Genomic DNA, 18,455 nt, shown 5'->3' with positions numbered 1-18,455 from the left:
GTCCTCACATCCGGAAGACGCCGAAGGCGGGGTCGGTCAGCGGGGCGTTGGCGCAGGCGGTGAGGGCCAGGCCGAGCACCTGCCGGGTGTCCATCGGGTCGATCACGCCGTCGTCCCACAGCCGCGCCGTCGCGTAGTAGGCGTTGCCCTGGGTCTCGTACTGCTCGCGGATCGGGGCCTTGAAGGCGTCCTCCGCCTCGGCGGGCCACTCCTCGCCGCGCGCCTCCAGCTGGTCGCGCTTGACGGTCGCCAGGACCGAGGCGGCCTGCTCGCCGCCCATGACGGAGATCTTGGCGTTCGGCCACATCCACAGGAAGCGGGGGGAGTACGCCCGGCCGCACATGGAGTAGTTCCCCGCGCCGTACGAACCGCCGATGACGACCGTCAGCTTCGGCACCCGCGTGCAGGCCACCGCCGTGACCATCTTGGCGCCGTGCTTGGCGATGCCGCCCGCTTCGTAGTCCTTGCCGACCATGAAGCCGGAGATGTTCTGGAGGAAGACCAGCGGGATGCCGCGCTGGTCGCACAGCTCGATGAAGTGCGCGCCCTTCTGGGCCGACTCGGAGAAGAGGATGCCGTTGTTGGCGACGATGCCGACCGGGTGGCCGTGCAGGTGCGCGAAGCCGGTGACCAGCGTCTGGCCGTACTCGGACTTGAACTCCGCGAAGCGGGAGCCGTCGACGATGCGGGCGATGACCTCGCGGACGTCGTAGGGGGTGCGGGAGTCGGTGGGGACCATGCCGTAGAGCCCGGCCGGGTCCGCCTTGGGCTCCTCCACCCTCCGTACGGTCCAGGGGAGCGGCGCGCGCTCGCCGAGCGTTCCGACGATCGTGCGGACGATCCGCAGGGCGTGCGCGTCGTCCTCGGCGAGGTGGTCGGTCACGCCCGAGGTACGGCTGTGCACCTCGCCGCCGCCCAGCTCCTCGGCCGTGACGACCTCGCCGGTCGCGGCCTTCACCAGCGGCGGGCCGCCGAGGAAGATCGTGCCCTGGTTGCGGACGATCACCGCTTCGTCGCTCATGGCCGGTACGTAGGCACCACCGGCCGTGCAGGAGCCGAGGACGGCCGCGATCTGCGGGATGCCGGCCCCCGACATCCGGGCCTGGTTGTAGAAGATCCGCCCGAAGTGCTCGCGGTCGGGGAAGACCTCGTCCTGCATCGGGAGGAAGGCGCCGCCGGAGTCCACCAGGTAGACGCAGGGGAGGCGGTTCTCCAGGGCGACCTCCTGGGCGCGGAGGTGCTTCTTCACGGTCATCGGGTAGTACGTGCCGCCCTTGACCGTGGCGTCGTTCGCGACGATCACCACCTCGCGGCCCGATACCCGGCCGATCCCGGCGATCACGCCGGCCGCCGGGGCGGCCCCGTCGTACATCCCGTCCGCCGCCAGCGGGGCCAGCTCCAGGAAGGGCGAGCCCGGGTCCAGCAGGGTGTCCACCCGGTCCCGGGGGAGCAGCTTGCCGCGCGCGGTGTGCCGCGCCCTGGCCTTCTCGCCGCCGCCCAGCCGGGCCGCGGCGAGCTTCGCGCGCAGCTGCTCCACGAGCGCGCGGTGTGCGGCCTCGTTGGCCCGCCAGGAGCCGGCCGCGGGATCAGCGGCCGTCCCCAGTACCGGAGCCTGCTCCATCGTCGTACCCGCCCCTTGTTAGTGGTCGTTAACACGATTCCCTTCAGGTTAACGACCACTAACCCGCCTGTCTACAATTGGAGCCATGAGCAGCACGAAGGCCCCCGCCCCCGTCAGCCGTCGCGAGCAGATCCTCAAAGAGGCCGCCCGGCTCTTCGCCGAGCGCGGCTTCCACGGCGTCGGCGTCGACGAGATAGGAGCCGCGGTCGGGATCTCCGGTCCCGGCCTCTACCGCCACTTCGCGGGCAAGGACGCGATGCTCGCCGAGCTGCTGGTCGGCATCAGTGAGCGGCTGCTGGACGGTGGGCGGCTGCGGGTCGCCGACGGCGGCGAGAGCGCCGAGGAGGTGCTGCACGCCCTGATCGAGGGGCACATCGACTTCGCGCTGGACGACCGCCCGCTGATCACCGTCCACGACCGGGAGCTGGACCGGCTGCGCGAGGCGGACCGCAAACGGGTGCGCCAGCTCCAGCGGCAGTACGTCGAGCTGTGGGTGGAGGTCGTCCGCGAGGTCTACCCGGCCTGCACGGAGGCCGAGGCGCGGGCCGCGGTGCACGCCGTCTTCGGCCTGCTGAACTCCACGCCGCATCTGAGCCCGCGGGCCAGTCTGCCGCCCCGTACGGCCACCGAGACGCTGCTCAAGCGGCTGGCGCTGGGCGCGTTCGCGGCGGCCGCCGATCCGGACCGCAGTGCGGTGGGGTGATCGGGCTCGCTTCCTTGAACCCTGGACAGTCGAGGTGACCGCCCGGTAGCTTTCGCTGAGCAAGCGCTTAGCCAGCGTAGTGAGTCGGGATTGTCCAGGAGGCAGCTGTGAAGCGGACGGTATTCAACGAGGACCACGAGGCGTTCCGGGACACCATCCGCGCCTTCATCGAGGCCGAGGTCGTCCCCGTCTACGACGAGTGGTTCCAGGCCGGCCAGGTGCCGCGCGAGTTCTATTACAAGCTCGCCGAGCTGGGCCTCTTCGGCATCAACGTGCCCGAGGAGTTCGGCGGCGCCGGCATCGACTCGCACAAGTTCGAGGCCGTCCAGTACGAGGAGACCGCCCGCGCCGGCGTCACCTTCGGCGGCTCCGGCGTGCACGTGCTGCTCGCCCTGCCGTACATCAAGATGCTCGCCACCGACGAGCAGAAGAAGCGCTACCTCCCGAAGTTCGTCTCCGCCGAGGAGATGTGGGCCCTCGCCATGACCGAGCCGGGCACCGGCTCCGACCTCGCGGGCATGAAGACCACCGCCAAGCTCTCCGAGGACGGCACGCATTACGTCCTCAACGGCGCCAAGACCTTCATCACCGGCGGCGTGCACGCCGACCGCGTGATCGTCTGCGCCCGTACCTCCCCGCCGAAGGAGGACGACCGCCGCTTCGGCATCTCCCTCTTCGCCGTCGACACCACGTCCGAGGGCTACTCCGTCGGCCGCAAGCTGGACAAGCTGGGCCTGCGCACCTCCGACACCGCCGAGCTGGCGTTCGTCGACGTGAAGGTGCCGGCCGAGGACCTGCTCGGCGAGGAGAACAAGGGCTTCTCCTACCTCGGCCAGAACCTGCCGTCCGAGCGCTGGGGCATCGCCTACGGCGCGTACGCGCAGGCCAAGGCCGCGGTCCGGTTCGCCCAGCAGTACGTGCAGGACCGCACCGTCTTCGGCAAGACCGTCGCGTCCTTCCAGAACACCAAGTTCGAGCTGGCCGCCTGCCAGGCCGAGGTGGACGCCGCCGAGGCCGTCGCCGACCGCGCCCTGGAGGCCCTGGACGCCGGCGAGCTGACCGCCGCCGAGGCCGCCTCCGCCAAGCTCTTCTGCACCGAGGTCGCGCACCGCGTCATCGACCGCTGCCTCCAGCTGCACGGCGGCTACGGCTACATGAACGAGTACCCGATCGCCCGCCTGTACGCCGACAACCGCGTCAACCGCATCTACGGCGGCACCAACGAGGTCATGAAGTCGATCATCGCCAAGTCGATGGGCCTCTGATCCTTCTAGGCTGACGTCCGTGAACGACGCACTGGCAGCCCTCCTCGACCTGCTCACCCTGGAGCAGATCGAGGAGGACATCTACCGCGGGCAGTCCCGTCCCGCCGTCGTCCCCCGGGTCTTCGGCGGGCAGGTCGCCGCGCAGGCCCTGGTAGCGGCGGGCCGTACGGTCCCCGCCCAGCGCCCGCCGCACTCCCTGCACGCGTACTTCCTGCGCCCCGGGGACCCCGGCGCGCCCATCGTCTACACCGTCGACCGCATCCGCGACGGCCGGTCCTTCACCACCCGCCGGGTCGTCGCCGTCCAGCACGGCCAGCAGATCTTCCACCTCACCGCGTCCTTCCACGGGCACGAGGAGGGGCTGGAGCACCAGGAGCCGATGCCGGCCGTGCCGGACCCGCTCACCCTGCCCACCGCAGCCGAGATGCTGCCGGGGTACGCCGACCGGTTCGTCGACGAGGGCGTGGTCCAGCGGCTGCTGGAGGCCAGGGCCGCGGTGGACCTGCGGTACGTGGACGCGCCGCCGTTCGCCACCGCCGGCGAGGTCCGCGAGCCCCGGTCGCAGGTCTGGTTCCGTACCCAGGGCAAGCTCGACGGCGACACCGGCATCCCCCGGCCGCTGCTCGACATCTGCCTGGTCACCTACGTGTCCGACATGACGCTGCTGGACTCCGTGCTGCTCGCCCACGGGCGCGGCGGCTGGGCGGTCGGCGACGTGGTGGGCGCGAGCCTGGACCACGCGATGTGGTTCCACCGGCCGGTGCGGGCCGACGAGTGGCTGCTGTACGACCAGGAGTCACCGACCGCGCAGGGCGGCCGGGGCCTGGGCAAGGGGCGGATCTTCACCGCCGAGGGGCAGCTCGCGGTCTCGGTGATCCAGGAGGGCGTGATCCGCACGCCCCGGTGACGAACCGGGCGTACTGCGGGGTCAGTCCGCCAGCCCCGCAGCGTGCAGCAGGTACGCCGTCAGCGGGTCGTAGTAGCGCGGGCTGCGGACGTGGTCGTCGAGGGGGACGGTGACCTGGAGCGTGCCCTCCGACTCGGCCAGGAAGAGCGCCGGGTCGTTGGAGTCCGCGTAACCGACCGCGTCGATGCCGCGCTGGCCCGCGCAGCCCGCCCAGCCGTGGTCGGCGACCACCAGGTCCGGCAGCGGCTGCCCCGCCCGCTCCAGACCGTCCAGGATCGCCGCCATCGGCGCCGGCGAGTGCGTGTGCCACAGCGTCGCGCCCCGCTCCAACATCGCGACCTGGCCGAACTGGAAGACCACGCCCTCGTCGGCGGTCAGCCCGTCCGGGACGACCACGATGTCGCAGCCGCGCGCCCGCAGCGCGGCGGCCGTGGCGATGTGCACGTCCAGCAGCCCGCCCGGGTGGCCGGTCGCGAGCAGCACCCGCCGCCGCCCGGCGGCCGCCTTGCGCAGTACCGCCGCCATCCGCTCCAGCGCCGACACGGTCAGCTCGGGGTCGATGGTGTCCTGGCCGTGGCGGTGGTCCGGGTCGTCGCTGACGCCGCAGCGCTCGGCCATCACGGCGAGCACGTCCTGCTCGTCTCTCCACCGGTCGCCCAGTTCCAGGCCGAACCAGTAGTGGCGGTCACCGTTGGCGAGCTTGCGGTAGTGGTCGAGGTTGTTCTCGCGGGGCGTGGCGACGTCGCCGGCGATCCGGGTGCGGACGAGGTGGTCGACCAGTTCGGCGCGGCTGGGGGCGGTGGTTATCGGCATGAAGCCCATTGTGCCGGGGCCGATCAGTCCGGGGCGGAGGAGTTCCGCTGCCTGGACGCCCGGCCCGGGCGCCGGGAGGCAACACGGCAAGCCTCACGGGCCCGCCCGGCATGGACGCCGTGTCGAACGGCGCCATCGCCACTCGCAGAAATGTCCATGGGGCGATCGCCGTACCGACCCTACGCTCGGCGCCATGACCACCGCATCTGCCGCTTCCTCAGAGCCCGTCGGCCCCGTCGACTCCTCCCGCGTCCCGCGCTACGCCGGCCCGGCCACCTTCGCCCGGCTGCCGCGCGTCGACGAGGTCGGCGGCCGCGCCGATGTGGCCGTCGTCGGCGTGCCCTTCGACACCGGTGTCTCCTACCGCCCCGGCGCCCGCTTCGGCGGCAACGCCATCCGCGAGGCCTCCCGCCTGCTGCGCCCGTACAACCCGGCGCAGGACGCCTCGCCGTTCGCGCTGGCCCAGGTCGCCGATGCGGGCGACATCGCCGCCAACCCGTTCAACATCAACGAGGCGGTCGAGACGGTCGAGGCCGCGGCCGACGACCTCCTCGGCACCGGCGCCCGCCTGATGACCCTCGGCGGCGACCACACCATCGCGCTGCCGCTGCTCCGCTCGGTCGCCAAGAAGCACGGCCCGGTGGCGCTGCTGCACTTCGACGCGCACCTGGACACCTGGGACACGTACTTCGGCGCCGAGTACACGCACGGCACGCCGTTCCGCCGCGCGGTGGAGGAGGGCATCCTCGACACCTCCGCGCTCTCGCACGTCGGCACCCGCGGTCCGCTGTACGGCAAGAAGGACCTCACCGACGACGAGAAGATGGGCTTCGGCATCGTCACCTCGGCGGACGTCATGCGCCGCGGCGTGGACGAGGTCGCCGACCAGCTCCGCCAGCGCATCGGCGACCGCCCGCTCTACATCTCCATCGACATCGACGTGCTGGACCCGGCGCACGCGCCCGGCACCGGCACCCCGGAGGCCGGCGGCCTCACCTCGCGCGAGCTGCTGGAGATCCTGCGCGGCCTGGCCTCCTGCAACCTGGTCTCCGCCGACCTGGTCGAGGTGGCCCCGGCGTACGACCACGCCGAGATGACCTCGGTCGCCGCCTCGCACACCGCGTACGAGCTCACCACGATCATGAGCCGTCAGATCGCGGCCGCGCGCGGCTGACCCGCCGCGCGGAACGCGCCAGGGCCCCGGAACGGAGAACGTTCCGGGGCCCTGGCCGTGCTGCTGTGAAGCGGCTCGCTCAGAGGCCGACGGGCAGCGTGGAGGCCAGGCCGTCGGCCTTGGCCAGCGTGCCCTGGGCGAGGCCCTCGACGGCCTGGACGGCGGTGCCGTCGACGGTCACGGTGGCGTCGTAACCGGCGACGCCGGCGCCGGCGGCGACCGCACCGGCGGCGATGCCGTCCAGCTCGGTGTCGGAGAGCTCGGCGGTCTCGATGAAGTCACGCATGACTTTCTTCCTTTCAAAACGGGGGACGCGGAAGAACGGGGGGTGACGCGGGGAATGCTGCCGGGGCGGGGCCCGTAAGGCAAATTCCCTTCGGGGCCTGGTGCATTACGTCGGGAATGGCCCGCCACATGCTTGGTGAAGTGCGGTTTTGGCTGCCGATACCGCCGATGTCGGACGTGGATCGGCGGAATGGGGCAAGGCTTGGTGAATTTCCCGGGAGTCCGGCGAAAAGGGGCATGTCCGCAAATCCGCGCGGTAATTCAGTCATGGCGGCGTCGAGCGGCGCCGGCGGCTCCGGGGTCCTCCGTGGTGGTGCTCCCGGCCCGGCTACGGATGGGCGCGCCGACCCATCTGGGGGATTTCTCGAGTTCGGAAAGTTAACAAAACGCGTGGACCGTTGACGTGATCTGTTCATAACTTTAGGTTCGCTGCGGGCAGCGACAGGTCTGCCTCCCGTGCCCGACGACTCGTCGACGGAGAACAATGACGTACTCCCCACGTCCGCTGCCGCGTGCCGGCCGGCGGCTGCTCGTCCCCCTGCTCGCGGGCGCGCTCATTGCGGCCGTACCCCCTGTGTCCTCCGCCGCGGCACCGGACGGCGCCCGCGCCACGGGACCGGCGGCGGGCGCCACCCCGGCCGCCGACGGTTCGTGTGCCACCGACGGCCCGGGCTGGCGGTCCACGTCCACCCGCATCGACCCCGAGGACAGCCACCACCCGTACGTCGGCAACGGCTACCTCGGACAGCGCGTGCCGGCCAACGGGACCGGGTACGCGGCGACCGGCGAGAAGACCGGCTTCCCGCTCTACACCCCGCGCTACGACGGTGCGTTCGTGGCGGGCCTGTACGCCGAAGGGCCCAATTCGGTGAAGAAGCGGCAGGCCATCGCCGCGCTGCCCACCTGGTCCACGCTGGACGTGGCCACCGGCGGCCCCGGCGCCGAGACCTTCAGCTCCGCCACGAAGCCCGGCCGGATCTCGCACTACCGGCAGTCCCTCCTGCTGCGCTGCGGCCTGGTCCGTACGTCGCTGACCTGGACCGCCGCCGACGGCCGCGCCACCGACCTGGTCTTCGACGTGCTCGCGGACCGCACCCGCGCGCACACCGGCGCCGTCCGGCTGCGGATGACGCCGCACTGGAGCGGCCCGGCGACCGTCACCGACACCCTCGACGGGCGGGGCGCCCGCCGGATCTCGCAGACCGGCGGCGGTGCGCGCGCCGGCGACCGCACGCAGGACGTCACCTTCCGCACCGACGGGACGAAGACGGCGGGAGCGGTGGCCTCCACGCTCCGCACGGGCCCGGGCATTCGTTCGGAAAGTGAACAGAAGGCCAAGGCGCCGGAGAAGCTGACGGCTCATCAAGGCGTCAGCTTCTCCGTGCAGAAGGGCCGGACGTACGAGGTCTCCAAGTACGTCGGCGTGGACACCGCGCTCACCTCCGACGACCCCAGAGCCGCCGCCACCCGTGCCTCCCAGCAGGCCGCCCGCCTCGGCTGGGACCACCTCTACCGCGCGCACGCCACCGCCTGGCAGCAGCTGTGGCGCTCCGACGTCGAGGTGCGCGGCCGCGAGCAGCGCGACCTTCAGGCATGGGTGCGCTCGGCACAGTACGGGCTGCTCGCCAACTCCCGTGAAGGCTCCTCGGACAGCATCGCCCCGGCCGGTCTGACCAGCGACAACTACGCGGGCGAGATCTTCTGGGACGCCGAGACCTGGATGTATCCGGGGCTGCTGGCCGCCCATCCGGAGCTCGCCAGGTCGATCGTCGAGTACCGCTACAAGACCCGGGCCGGTGCCCGCGCCAACGCCGAGAAGCTGGGCTACGACGGCCTGTTCTACCCGTGGACCAGCGGCGGCAAGGGCGACCTGTGGAAGGAGTGCCACAGCTGGGACCCGCCGCACTGCAGGACCCAGAACCACCTGATGGGCGACGTCTCGCTGGCCGCCTGGCAGTACTACCTGGCCACCGGCGACAAGCAGTGGCTGCGTGAGCGGGGCTGGCCCGTCATGCAGGGCATCGCGAAGTTCTGGACCTCCCGCGTCACCGAGAACGGCGACGGCAGCTACTCGGTCAAGAACGTCGCGGGCCCGGACGAGTACAGCAACGGCGTCGACGACGGCGTCTTCACCAACGCGGGCGCCGCCACCGCGCTCCGCCACGCCACCCGCGCCGCCGCCGTCCTCGGCAAGGACGCGCCCGCCTCCTGGAAGACCGTCGCCGGCAAGCTGCGCATCCCATACGACAAGAAGAAGCAGGTCTTCCAGCAGTACGACGGCTACAAGGGCACGACCATCAAGCAGGCGGACACCGTCCTGCTCCAGTACCCGCTGCAGTGGCCGATGTCCGAAGCGGCGAAGACGAAGACGCTGGACTACTACGCCGCGCACACCGACCCCGACGGCCCGGCGATGACCGACTCGGTGCACGCCGTCGACGCCGCCGAGATCGGCGAGCCCGGCTGCGCGACGTACACCTACCTCCAGCGGTCCGTGCGGCCGTTCATGCGCGGCCCGTTCCACCTCTTCTCCGAGGCGCGCGGCGAGAAGGCCGGTGCCCATGACCCGCTCGCCGGCTCGCCGACGCAGGACTTCGTGACCGGCAAGGGCGGCTTCCTCCAGGTCTTCACCCACGGCCTGACCGGCCTGCGGCTGGGCGAGGACCGGATCACCCTGGACCCGATGCTGCCGCCGCAGCTCGCCGACGGCGTCACCCTGCGCGGCCTGCGCTGGCAGGGCCGTACGTACGACGTGGCGCTGGGCGCGCACCACACCGAGGTCCGGCTGACCAGCGGTGCGCCGATGACCGTCGCCACCCCTGAGGGCGAGCGGGTCGTGAGCGAGGAGTCGCCGCTCACGCTGAAGACCCGCCGGCCCGACCAGGAGCCGACGGACAACGCGGCCCGCTGCCGGCCGGCGAAGGCCTCGTCGGAGGAGCCCGGGATGTACGCGGGCGCCGCGGTGGACGGCAACACCACCACCGCCTGGGTGCCCGACGCCGCCACCGGCACCCTCACCGCCGACCTGGGGAGCGTCCGCCGCATCGGCACGGTCACCCCGCACTGGACCGGCACGAAGCCCGAGTCGTACCGGATCCAGGTCTCCCGCGACGGGCGCCACTGGACCGGCACCGGCTACGCCGGGAAGTCGCCGGCCCGGTACGTCAAGGTCACCGTGCGCGGCAAGGAGGACGCGAAGACCCGTCCGGGCATCACGGAGCTGACGGTGGCCGAGGCGAAGGACTGACGCCGGGCACCGACGCCGGGCGTTCCACGGGACGGAACGCATGATGCGGGCGGGGCACCCGGGGGAAGGAACCCCGGGTGCCCCGCCCGTTGCCGCCCTGCCGACCGGAAGGACCACCCGTGCGTCTCCCTGCCGCCGTACCCGCCGCCCTCGCCGCCGCGCTGCTCGTCACCGGCACGCTCCCGGCCGCCGCCGCCCCGTCCGGTGACCGCACGGCCGCGGCCCCGCCCGGCCCGCGCGCCACCGGCCACGCCTGCTCGCCCCGCGTCTCCGTCGACCGCTGGTCCGACGCGCTGGACAAGCGGTCCGTCGACGGCACCTACGTGGGGAACTTCTCCGCGCTCGCCCGCGACACCGACGGCACTCTGCTCGCCCTCTCCGACCGGTCGGCGCTGGTCACCCTCGACGGCCGGACCCGGGAGCCGCTGCGGGCCGTACCGCTCGCCGGCGAGGACGGCGCCCCGCTGGACTCCGAGGGACTGGTCGTCGAGGCGAACGGCGACCGGCTCCTGGCCTCCGAGACCGAACCGTCGGTCCGGCGCTACGACCGGTCCGGCCACCCGCGCGGCCGCCTCCCGGTCCCCGACGCGCTGCGGGTCGCCCCGGCCGGCCGGTCCACCGGCAACCAGACCTTCGAGGGCCTGACCGCGGGCCCCGGCGGCCGTACGCTCACCGCGTCCATGGAGGGCGCGCTCAGCGGCGACGGGACCGACGCGCGGGGCCGTGCCCTGCACCGTTTCCAGACCTGGGAGCGGCGGCCGCACGGCGGCCACGCGCTCGGCCGCCAGTACGCGTACCCGGTCGACGAGGGCATGACCGTCCCCGAGATCACCGCGCTCGGCGACGGCCGCCTGCTCGTCCTGGAGCGCACCTTCACCCCGCAGGGCAACATCGTCCGCCTCTACCTCGCCGATCCGCGCCGCGCGAGCGACACCAGCCGCGTCGAGCGCCTCTCGGAGGCCGTACGCCCCGCGCGCAAGACCTTGCTCGCCGACCTCACGCGCTGCCCCTCCCTCGGCGCCCCGGCCAAGCAGCCGCAGCTCAATCCCCTCCTGGACAACATCGAGGGCATGACGGTGCTGGAGCGGCGCGCCGGCCGGCTGCACGTCCTGCTGGTCAGCGACGACAACCAGAACCCGAAGCAGATCACCCGGCTGTACGACATGACCGTCCGTATCTGACGTAACTGTCCGTGCGTGCCGCCCACGGCCACGGGAATTGTTGCGGTGGGATGAAATCACCGGCCGGCGATGTTGGTGCCTTGCGGCAGGGAGTCGACCGGCGGGAGGCGTCGCGTGGCGGGCACGGACACGGCACAAGAGGGCTGGGCGCGGCGGCTGACGCGCACATGCTGGCAGTACAGGAAGGACGTACTGCTCGCGCTCGGCTCCTCGCTCGCCGGGATGGCCGTCATGGCACTGGTCCCGCTCGTACCGAAGCTGATCATCGATGACGTCATCGTCCGGCACGAACGGTCCCTCGCCCCCTGGGCCACCCTGCTGATCGTCGCCGCGCTCGCCGTCTACGTCCTCACCTACATCCGCCGGTTCTACGGCGGCCGGCTCGCCCTGGACGTCCAGCACGACCTGCGTACCCGGATGTACCGCGCGATCACCCGGCTGGACGGGCGGCGCCAGGACGACCTGTCCACCGGCCAGGTGGTCGGCCGCGGCACCAGCGACCTGCAGCTCGTGCAGTCACTGCTGTTCATGGTGCCGATGATGCTGGGCAACGTCCTGCTGTTCGCCATCTCGCTGGTGATCATGGTGATGCTGTCCCCGCTGCTCACCGTCGTCGCCCTCGCCGTCGCCCCCGCCCTGTGGTGGATCGCCAAGCGCAGCCGCACCCGGCTCTTCCCGGCGACCTGGTACGCGCAGAGCCAGGCGGCGGCCGTGGCGGGCGTGGTGGACGGCTCGGTCTCCGGCGTCCGCGTCGTGAAGGGCTTCGGCCAGGAGGAGCAGGAGACCGGCAAGCTCCGCGAGGTCAGCCGGCGGCTGTTCGCCGGGCGGCTGCGCACCGTACGCCTCAACGCCCGCTACACCCCCGCGCTCCAGGCCGTCCCCTCCCTCGGCCAGGTCGCGATGCTCGCGCTCGGCGGCTGGATGGCCACCCGCGGCCAGGTCTCGCTGGGCACCTTCGTCGCCTTCTCCACCTACCTCGCGCAGCTCGTCGGCCCGGTCCGGATGCTCGCCATGATGCTGACCGTGGGCCAGCAGGCCCGTGCCGGCGTCGAGCGGGTCTTCGAGCTGATCGACACCGAGCCCGTCATCGAGGAACGCCCGGACGCGGTGCCGCTGCCCGCCGATGCGCCCGCCACGGTCGAGTTCGAGCACGTCACCTTCGGCTACGGCGACGACCCGGCCGGCCGGCCCGTCCTGGACGACTTCTCGCTGCGCATCGAACCCGGCGAGACCGTCGCCGTCGTCGGCACCTCCGGCAGCGGCAAGTCCACCGTCTCCCTGCTGCTGCCGCGCTTCTACGACGTGAGCGCCGGGCGGGTGCTCGTCGGCGGCCGGGACGTGCGCGATCTGACCGCCGACTCGCTGCGCGGCGCCATCGGCCTGGTCCCCGAGACCAGCTTCCTCTTCTCCGACTCGATCCGGGACAACATCGCCTACGGCGCCCCGGACGCCACCGACGAGCAGATCCGCGCGGCCGCCCGGGCCGCCCAGGCCGACGGCTTCATCTCGGCCCTGCCCGACGGGTACGACACCGAGGTCGGTGAGCAGGGCCTGAGCCTGTCCGGCGGCCAGCGGCAGCGCGTGGCCCTGGCCCGCGCCATCCTCACCGACCCCCGCGTCCTGGTCCTGGACGACGCGACCTCCGCCGTCGACGCCCGGGTCGAGCACGAGATCCACGAGGCGCTGCGCAGTGTCATGGCGGGCCGTACGACCCTGCTCATCGCGCACCGCGCCTCCACCCTGGCGCTCGCCGACCGGGTAGCGGTCCTCGACGGCGGCCGGCTGCTGGACATCGGTACCCGTGAGGAGCTGGAGGAGCGCTGCGCGCTGTACCGCAGGCTGCTCACCGACCCGGACGAGCTGGGCGGCGTGGAACGGGACCCGGCCGGACAGACCGCGACGGCCGGGGCCTTCTCCGGTGAGGCGGCGGCCACCGGGCTGCTGGACCCGGCGACCACGGTCACCACGGACGCCACGGACTCCCGCCGCGACGGCATCACCCCCGAGCTCTGGATCCGCACCGGCCAGGAGGCGGACGGCGCAGGGCCGGGCGAGGGCGCCGGCGCCTCCGCCGCCGCGCTCGCCGGCCGCCCCGGCGGCATGGCCGGTGCCCTCGCCGGCACGCCCGCCACCCCGGAACTCCTCGACAAGGTCGCGGCCCTGCCCCCGGCCACCGACACCCCTGACATCGACGAGGAGCAGGCCGCGCGGCCGGAGAGCTCCTACGGCCTGCGCCGCCTGCTGCGCGGCTTCGGCCGTCCGCTGCTGCTCGCGCTGCTGCTGGTCGCCGTGGACGCGGTCGCCGGGCTGCTGCTGCCCGTACTGATCCGGCACGGCATCGACGACGGCGTACAGCGCGCCGCGGTCAACGGCGTCTGGGCCGCGTCCGCCGCCGCCCTGCTCGTCGTGCTCGCCCAGTGGGCCGCCCAGATCGGCTCCAACCGGATGACGGGCCGTACCGGCGAACGCGTCCTGTACGCGCTCCGCGTCAAGATCTTCGCCCAGCTCCAGCGCCTCGGCCTGGACTACTACGAGCGCGAGCTGACCGGCCGGATCATGACCCGGATGACCACGGACGTCGACGCGCTCTCCACCTTCCTCCAGACCGGCCTGGTCACCGCCGTCGTCTCCGTCCTCACCTTCTTCGGCATCCTGGTCGCGCTGCTGGTCATCGACGTCCAGCTGGCCCTGGTCGTCTTCGCCACGCTGCCGCCGTTGATCATCGGTACGTACTTCTTCCGCAAGCAGAGCGTGAAGGCGTACGAGCTGGCGCGCGAACGGATCAGCGCCGTCAACGGCGACCTCCAGGAGAGCGTCGCCGGACTCCGCATCGTCCAGGCCTTCCGCCGCGAGCGCAGCGGCATCGACCGTTTCACCGAGCGCAGCGCCGCCTACCGGCAGGCCCGCACCCGCGGCCAGTTCCTGATCTCCGTCTACTTCCCGTTCGTGCAGCTGCTGTCCTCGGTCGCCGCGGCGCTCGTCCTGATCGTGGGCGCCGGCCGGGTCTCCGCCGGCACCCTCACCGCGGGCGCGCTGGTCGCCTACCTGCTCTACATCGACCTCTTCTTCGCCCCCGTGCAGCAGCTCTCCCAGGTCTTCGACGGCTACCAGCAGGCGTCCGTGTCCCTGGGCCGCATCCAGGAACTGCTGCGTGAGCCGACCACCACCCCGCAGGCCGCTGAGCCGCGCCCGGTCCGGGAGCTGACGGGCGAGATCACCTTCGACGACGTCCACTTCCGGTACGCGGGCGCCGACGGCGAGCCGACCGAGGCGCTGTCCGGCATCGACCTGACCATCCCGGCGGGCCAGACCGTCGCGTTCGTCGGCGAGACCGGCGCCGGCAAGTCCACGCTCGTCAAGCTGGTCGCCCGCTTCTACGACCCGACGTCCGGAGCGGTCCGGGTGGACGGCACCGACCTGCGCGACCTGGACCTGACCGGCTACCGCCACCGCCTCGGCGTCGTTCCCCAGGAGTCGTACCTCTTCCCCGGCACGGTCCGCGACGCCATCGCCTACGGACGTCCCGACGCGACCGACGCCGAAGTGGAGGCCGCGGCCCGGGCGGTGGGCGCGCACGACATGATCGCCACGCTCGACGGCGGCTACCTCCACGAGGTCGCCGAGCGCGGCCGCAACCTCTCCGCGGGCCAGCGCCAGCTGCTCGCCCTGGCCCGTGCCGAACTGGTCGACCCCGACGTGCTGTTGCTCGACGAGGCGACCGCGGCCCTCGACCTCGCCACCGAGTCCGTCGTCAACCACGCCACGGACCGGCTCGCCGGCCGCCGCACCACCCTGGTGGTGGCCCACCGCCTCACCACGGCGGCCCGCGCCGACCGGGTCGTGGTCCTCGACCGCGGCCGCGTCGCCGAGGACGGACCGCACGCCGAACTCCTCGCCCGCGGCGGCCGCTACGCCGAACTGTGGCGGTCCTTCACCGGAGAGGAGGAGCGCGTACGGGTGTGACCGGAACCGCCGGCCGGGGGGTGGCCGGTGGCAGGTCGTACCGATAGGTTCAGCGCGACCTTTGCGAACCCCAGGGGAGGGCGCATGCGCAGAACGCTCAGATGGCTGTTGTCGCTCGTGGTGCTCATAGGCACGCTCGGCGCGGGAACCGCCACGGCAGGGGCGGCCACCGCCGCCGGGCCGGCCGGTACGACCGCGGACAGCCGCGCGGGGGCGGACATCAAGGACCGCCTCCTCGCGATACCGGGAATGAGCCTCGTCGAGGAGAAGCCGGTCGACGGCTACCGCTTCTTCGTCCTGAAGTACACCCAGCCGGTCGACCACCGGCATCCGGGCAAGGGCACCTTCCAGCAGCGCATCACCGTGCTGCACAAGGCGACCGACCGCCCCACCGTCTTCTTCACCTCCGGCTACAACGTCTCCACGTCGCCGACGCGCAGCGAGCCCACGAAGATCATCGACGGCAACCAGGTCTCGATGGAGTACCGCTACTTCACCCCGTCCCGGCCCGAGCCCGCCGACTGGAAGAAGCTCGACATCCAGCAGGCCGCCGCCGACCAGCACCGCATCTTCAAGGCGCTGAACCGGATCTACAGCAAGAACTGGATCGCCACCGGCGGCAGCAAGGGCGGCATGACCGCGACCTACTACCGCCGCTTCTACCCGCACGACATGGACGGCACCGTCGCCTACGTCGCGCCCAACGACGTACGGAACGACGAGGACTCGGCGTACGACCGCTTCTTCGCCACCGTCGGCACCGCCGAGTGCCGCAAGGACCTCGCCGCCGTCGAGCGGGAGGCGCTCAAGCGCCGCGGCGAGATGGTCGACCGCTTCCAGAAGAAGGCCGCCGCCGAGGGCTGGACCTTCGAGCTCGCCGGCAACACCGACCGTGCGTACGAAATCATGGTCACCGACCTGGTCTTCGGCTTCTGGCAGTACCAGCCCGCCGACACCGCCTGCGCCAAGGTCCCCGAGCCCACCGCCACCACCGACGCGCTGTGGAACTGGATGGACGAGGTCGGCGGCTTCGCCAGCTACACCGACCAGGGCATGGAGCCCTACCTGCCGTACTACTACCAGGCCGGCACCCAGCTCGGTGAGCCCGGTTACTCCTACCCGAACGTCGCGGACCTGCTCCGCTACCCGGGTATCAACAACTCCCGCACCTTCGTCCCCCGTGACATCCCCATGTCCTTCGACAAGAAGGCCATGCCGGACGTGGACCGCTGGGTGCGCCACCACGCCGAGCGCATGATGTTCGTCAACGGCCAGTACGACCCCTGGAGTTCCGAGCACTTCCGGGTCGGCAAGGGCGCGAAGGACTCCTACGTCTTCTCCGTCCCCGGCGGCAACCACGGCTCCAACATCGCCAAGCTCAAGGAAGCCGACCGCACCAAGGCCACCGCGCGCCTCCTGAAGTGGGCCGGCGTGGCCCCGGCGGCGGGCGAACCGGCGCCGTCCGCGCCGTACGACAAGAAGCTGGACAAGCAGCAGGTCCAGCGGATGCCGCTGCTGCGTCCGTGAGGACGGGCGGTTCCGCGACAGCGTGATCCCCGGCGTGGGCCCGGGCGGCACGACCGCCCGGGCCCACTGCCGTCTCAGCGCCCACGCCCCGACCGGCAGCCTCTCAGCGCCGCAGCAACAGGGCGTCACCGACGGCACGTTCGCCGGTGGCGTCGGACGGGGTGGTGATCAGCCGGCCGTCGACGGCCATGCCCACCGAGCCGCCGCCGTCGAGGTTCATGGCCTGGGTGGCGCCCAGGGACCTGATGAGCGCACCGGCCTCGGCCAGGCCGAGGCCGTCGCTGTGGCCGGGCCGGCGGCCCTCGGCGGCCAGCAGGATCACGCGCCCGGCCCGGTCGGTGCCGAGCACCATGCGCGGGTTGCGCTTGATGCCCCAGGCGTACGCGAACGAACGGTCACCGGGGTGCTCGACGCCGTCCCCGGCGAGGTCCACGGCCACCTTGCCGTCGCGGACCAGCTGCGGGCCGCCGTTGACGATGTCGTCGTGGCGGCCGAGACGGACGGTGCGGCCGTCGGCGTCGGTGATCCGCTCGTGCAGCCGCACCGCCGAGCCGGGCCCGGCGTGCTCCCGCAGCCACCGCTCGCCCGCCCCGACACCCGCCAGCACGGTGCCGCCCGCCGGCACCGGACCGCCGCGCGGGCGCAGCTCCCGGACCCGGTCCGTGCCGTCCAGCACCGCCTCCACGCCCGGCCCCGCGGGAGTGCCGGCCCCCAGCTCCGGGGTGAAGCGGACGATCTCGTCCGGGTCGGTGCAGGTGACGTCGTGCAGCGGCCGCTCCGTAGGCGAGTCACCGCCGACGCCGCCGCAGTTGCGCACCTTCCCCGGCACCCGGTTGACGCCGTCCACCAGTTCGGTGGCGCCGCCCGCCGTGACCTTCAGCTCCGTCCGCAGCCGGCGGAATTCGGGGTGCAGGCCGTCGCCCCGGAGGACCGCGGCGACCCGGCCGTTCGTGGCGGCGCTCTGCAGCTTCCCGTCGTACGCGGCGATGCCGGCCGCGGCACCCGGTACGCCGTCCTTCTCCTCCATCACGAAGAACCCGGCGTTCACCGCGAGCAGCGCGCCCGACCGGGCGGCGAGGTCGGTGACCTTCTCCCGCCCGGCGACCGCCGTACCGTGACCGGCGTCCAGCCGCCCGTGGTACGCCCGGGGGTCGACGACCGCGACCTTGACCCGGGCCAGTCCCGTACCGGGCGTGCCGTCGGCGCCGGTCCACTCGCTCACCGCGTCGAAGCCGGCAGCCACCAGCGCTTTGCGCGTGGTGTCGGCCCGGCCCTGGTCGCCGTACGTACCGACGCGTACCCGGACGCCGACCGTGCCCCGCCGTGCCGACCCGGCCGGCCAGGACACCTCCTCGGCCCGCGGTGTGAAGCCGGCGGCACGCAGCGCGCGGGCCAGTCCGTCGGCCGTCTCCCGGCCGTGCAGCACCGCGCCGTCCTTCCGCACGGTGGCCGTCCAGCGGTCGGCGCCGGGCCGCCCGGAAAGCACGCCCTGGTACAGGTCGACACCGGCGGCGAGCCGGTCGTGCCGCCAGTCGGTGAGCGTTTCAGGCAGGGCGAACCCGCCCGGCTGCGCTGCCCGCACCGGCTGCGTGAAGGCGGCGGGTGCCGCGGCGGAGGCCTGCCGGTGGGCGGCGGACCCGGGGATCGCGAAGGTGGCGGCGAGGGCGGTGGCCAGGACCGCGGCGAGGGCGGGGGAGAGCGCGGGGGACGGGGGGAGGGAGGCGCGCAGGGCGGGGCGGGGGTGCGGCACCGGGGCTCCTTCGGGGCGG

12 protein-coding genes are annotated in these 18,455 nt (G+C 72.6%); 8 read left to right on the top strand and 4 right to left on the bottom strand.

The window, feature by feature from the left end; all coding sequences use genetic code 11:
- Window positions 1-4: 4 nt before the first annotated feature.
- Window positions 5-1,621, bottom strand: a complete 1,617-nt coding sequence (locus AAC944_RS14120; RefSeq protein ID WP_030614076.1) for a carboxyl transferase domain-containing protein — start codon at window positions 1,619-1,621, stop codon at window positions 5-7.
- Window positions 1,622-1,706: 85 nt separating this feature from the next.
- Here AAC944_RS14120 and AAC944_RS14115 point away from each other — a divergent pair, with 85 nt between their 5' ends.
- From AAC944_RS14115 to AAC944_RS14105, 3 genes are all read left to right on the top strand, one after another.
- A complete protein-coding gene (locus AAC944_RS14115) occupies window positions 1,707-2,324 on the top strand; it encodes an SACE_7040 family transcriptional regulator (protein ID WP_030614074.1) in 618 nt (205 codons plus the stop codon).
- A 107-nt stretch (window positions 2,325-2,431) separates the two neighbouring features.
- Window positions 2,432-3,589 carry an acyl-CoA dehydrogenase family protein gene (locus AAC944_RS14110; protein WP_030614069.1) on the top strand — a complete coding sequence of 386 codons (1,158 nt, stop codon included), beginning with the start codon at window positions 2,432-2,434 and terminating at the stop codon, window positions 3,587-3,589.
- Window positions 3,590-3,608: 19 nt separating this feature from the next.
- The gene (locus tag AAC944_RS14105) at window positions 3,609-4,496 is read left to right on the top strand and encodes an acyl-CoA thioesterase (protein WP_030614066.1); all 888 of its coding nucleotides are present in this window, start codon (window positions 3,609-3,611) and stop codon (window positions 4,494-4,496) included.
- Window positions 4,497-4,517: 21 nt separating this feature from the next.
- Here AAC944_RS14105 and AAC944_RS14100 read toward each other — a convergent pair whose 3' ends face one another.
- Complete coding sequence (locus AAC944_RS14100) at window positions 4,518-5,309, bottom strand: phosphatase (protein WP_030614063.1); 792 nt, start codon at window positions 5,307-5,309, stop codon at window positions 4,518-4,520.
- 193 nt (window positions 5,310-5,502) lie between these two features.
- Between AAC944_RS14100 and speB the strand changes: the two genes are divergently transcribed.
- Window positions 5,503-6,483: an agmatinase gene (gene speB, locus AAC944_RS14095; protein WP_030614061.1), complete on the top strand. Its 981-nt coding sequence runs from the start codon at window positions 5,503-5,505 to the stop codon at window positions 6,481-6,483.
- 79 nt (window positions 6,484-6,562) lie between these two features.
- On the opposite strand, the gene AAC944_RS14090 is transcribed toward speB, so the two are convergent.
- Complete coding sequence (locus AAC944_RS14090; RefSeq protein WP_030614058.1) at window positions 6,563-6,769, bottom strand: hypothetical protein; 207 nt, start codon at window positions 6,767-6,769, stop codon at window positions 6,563-6,565.
- Window positions 6,770-7,252: 483 nt separating this feature from the next.
- Here AAC944_RS14090 and AAC944_RS14085 point away from each other — a divergent pair, with 483 nt between their 5' ends.
- From AAC944_RS14085 to AAC944_RS14070, 4 genes are all read left to right on the top strand, one after another.
- Window positions 7,253-10,015, top strand: a complete 2,763-nt coding sequence (locus tag AAC944_RS14085) for a discoidin domain-containing protein (protein ID WP_030614055.1) — start codon at window positions 7,253-7,255, stop codon at window positions 10,013-10,015.
- 119 nt (window positions 10,016-10,134) lie between these two features.
- Window positions 10,135-11,196 (top strand): esterase-like activity of phytase family protein, encoded by a 1,062-nt coding sequence (locus AAC944_RS14080; protein WP_030614052.1) that lies wholly within the window; start codon window positions 10,135-10,137, stop codon window positions 11,194-11,196.
- Between the two features lie 69 nt (window positions 11,197-11,265).
- Window positions 11,266-15,159: an ABC transporter ATP-binding protein gene (locus AAC944_RS14075; protein ID WP_078888536.1), complete on the top strand. Its 3,894-nt coding sequence runs from the start codon at window positions 11,266-11,268 to the stop codon at window positions 15,157-15,159.
- Window positions 15,160-15,243: 84 nt separating this feature from the next.
- Window positions 15,244-16,686 carry a S28 family serine protease gene (locus tag AAC944_RS14070; RefSeq protein WP_030614035.1) on the top strand — a complete coding sequence of 481 codons (1,443 nt, stop codon included), beginning with the start codon at window positions 15,244-15,246 and terminating at the stop codon, window positions 16,684-16,686.
- Window positions 16,687-16,789: 103 nt separating this feature from the next.
- Here AAC944_RS14070 and AAC944_RS14065 read toward each other — a convergent pair whose 3' ends face one another.
- Entirely contained in the window at window positions 16,790-18,436 is a 1,647-nt protein-coding gene (locus AAC944_RS14065; RefSeq protein WP_368397185.1) for a phosphodiester glycosidase family protein, read from the bottom strand.
- Window positions 18,437-18,455 lie beyond the last annotated feature (19 nt).

The organism is Streptomyces sclerotialus (genome assembly GCF_040907265.1).
GTDB lineage: Bacteria > Actinomycetota > Actinomycetes > Streptomycetales > Streptomycetaceae > Streptomyces > Streptomyces sclerotialus.
Note: the sequence above shows the minus strand (reverse complement) of the source record. Positions and strands in the feature narration are given on the sequence as shown.

Bases quoted from the DNA above. Each gene is read 5' to 3' on its own strand.
- AAC944_RS14120 (WP_030614076.1), bottom strand. From the start codon at position 1,621: ATGGAGCAGGCTCCGGTACTGGGGACGGCCGCTGATCCCGCGGCCGGC.
- AAC944_RS14115 (WP_030614074.1), top strand. From the start codon at position 1,707: ATGAGCAGCACGAAGGCCCCCGCCCCCGTCAGCCGTCGCGAGCAGATC.
- AAC944_RS14100 (WP_030614063.1), bottom strand. From the start codon at position 5,309: ATGCCGATAACCACCGCCCCCAGCCGCGCCGAACTGGTCGACCACCTC.
- speB (WP_030614061.1), top strand. From the start codon at position 5,503: ATGACCACCGCATCTGCCGCTTCCTCAGAGCCCGTCGGCCCCGTCGAC.
- AAC944_RS14090 (WP_030614058.1), bottom strand. From the start codon at position 6,769: ATGCGTGACTTCATCGAGACCGCCGAGCTCTCCGACACCGAGCTGGAC.
- AAC944_RS14085 (WP_030614055.1), top strand. From the start codon at position 7,253: ATGACGTACTCCCCACGTCCGCTGCCGCGTGCCGGCCGGCGGCTGCTC.
- AAC944_RS14075 (WP_078888536.1), top strand. From the start codon at position 11,266: ATGTTGGTGCCTTGCGGCAGGGAGTCGACCGGCGGGAGGCGTCGCGTG.
- AAC944_RS14070 (WP_030614035.1), top strand. From the start codon at position 15,244: ATGCGCAGAACGCTCAGATGGCTGTTGTCGCTCGTGGTGCTCATAGGC.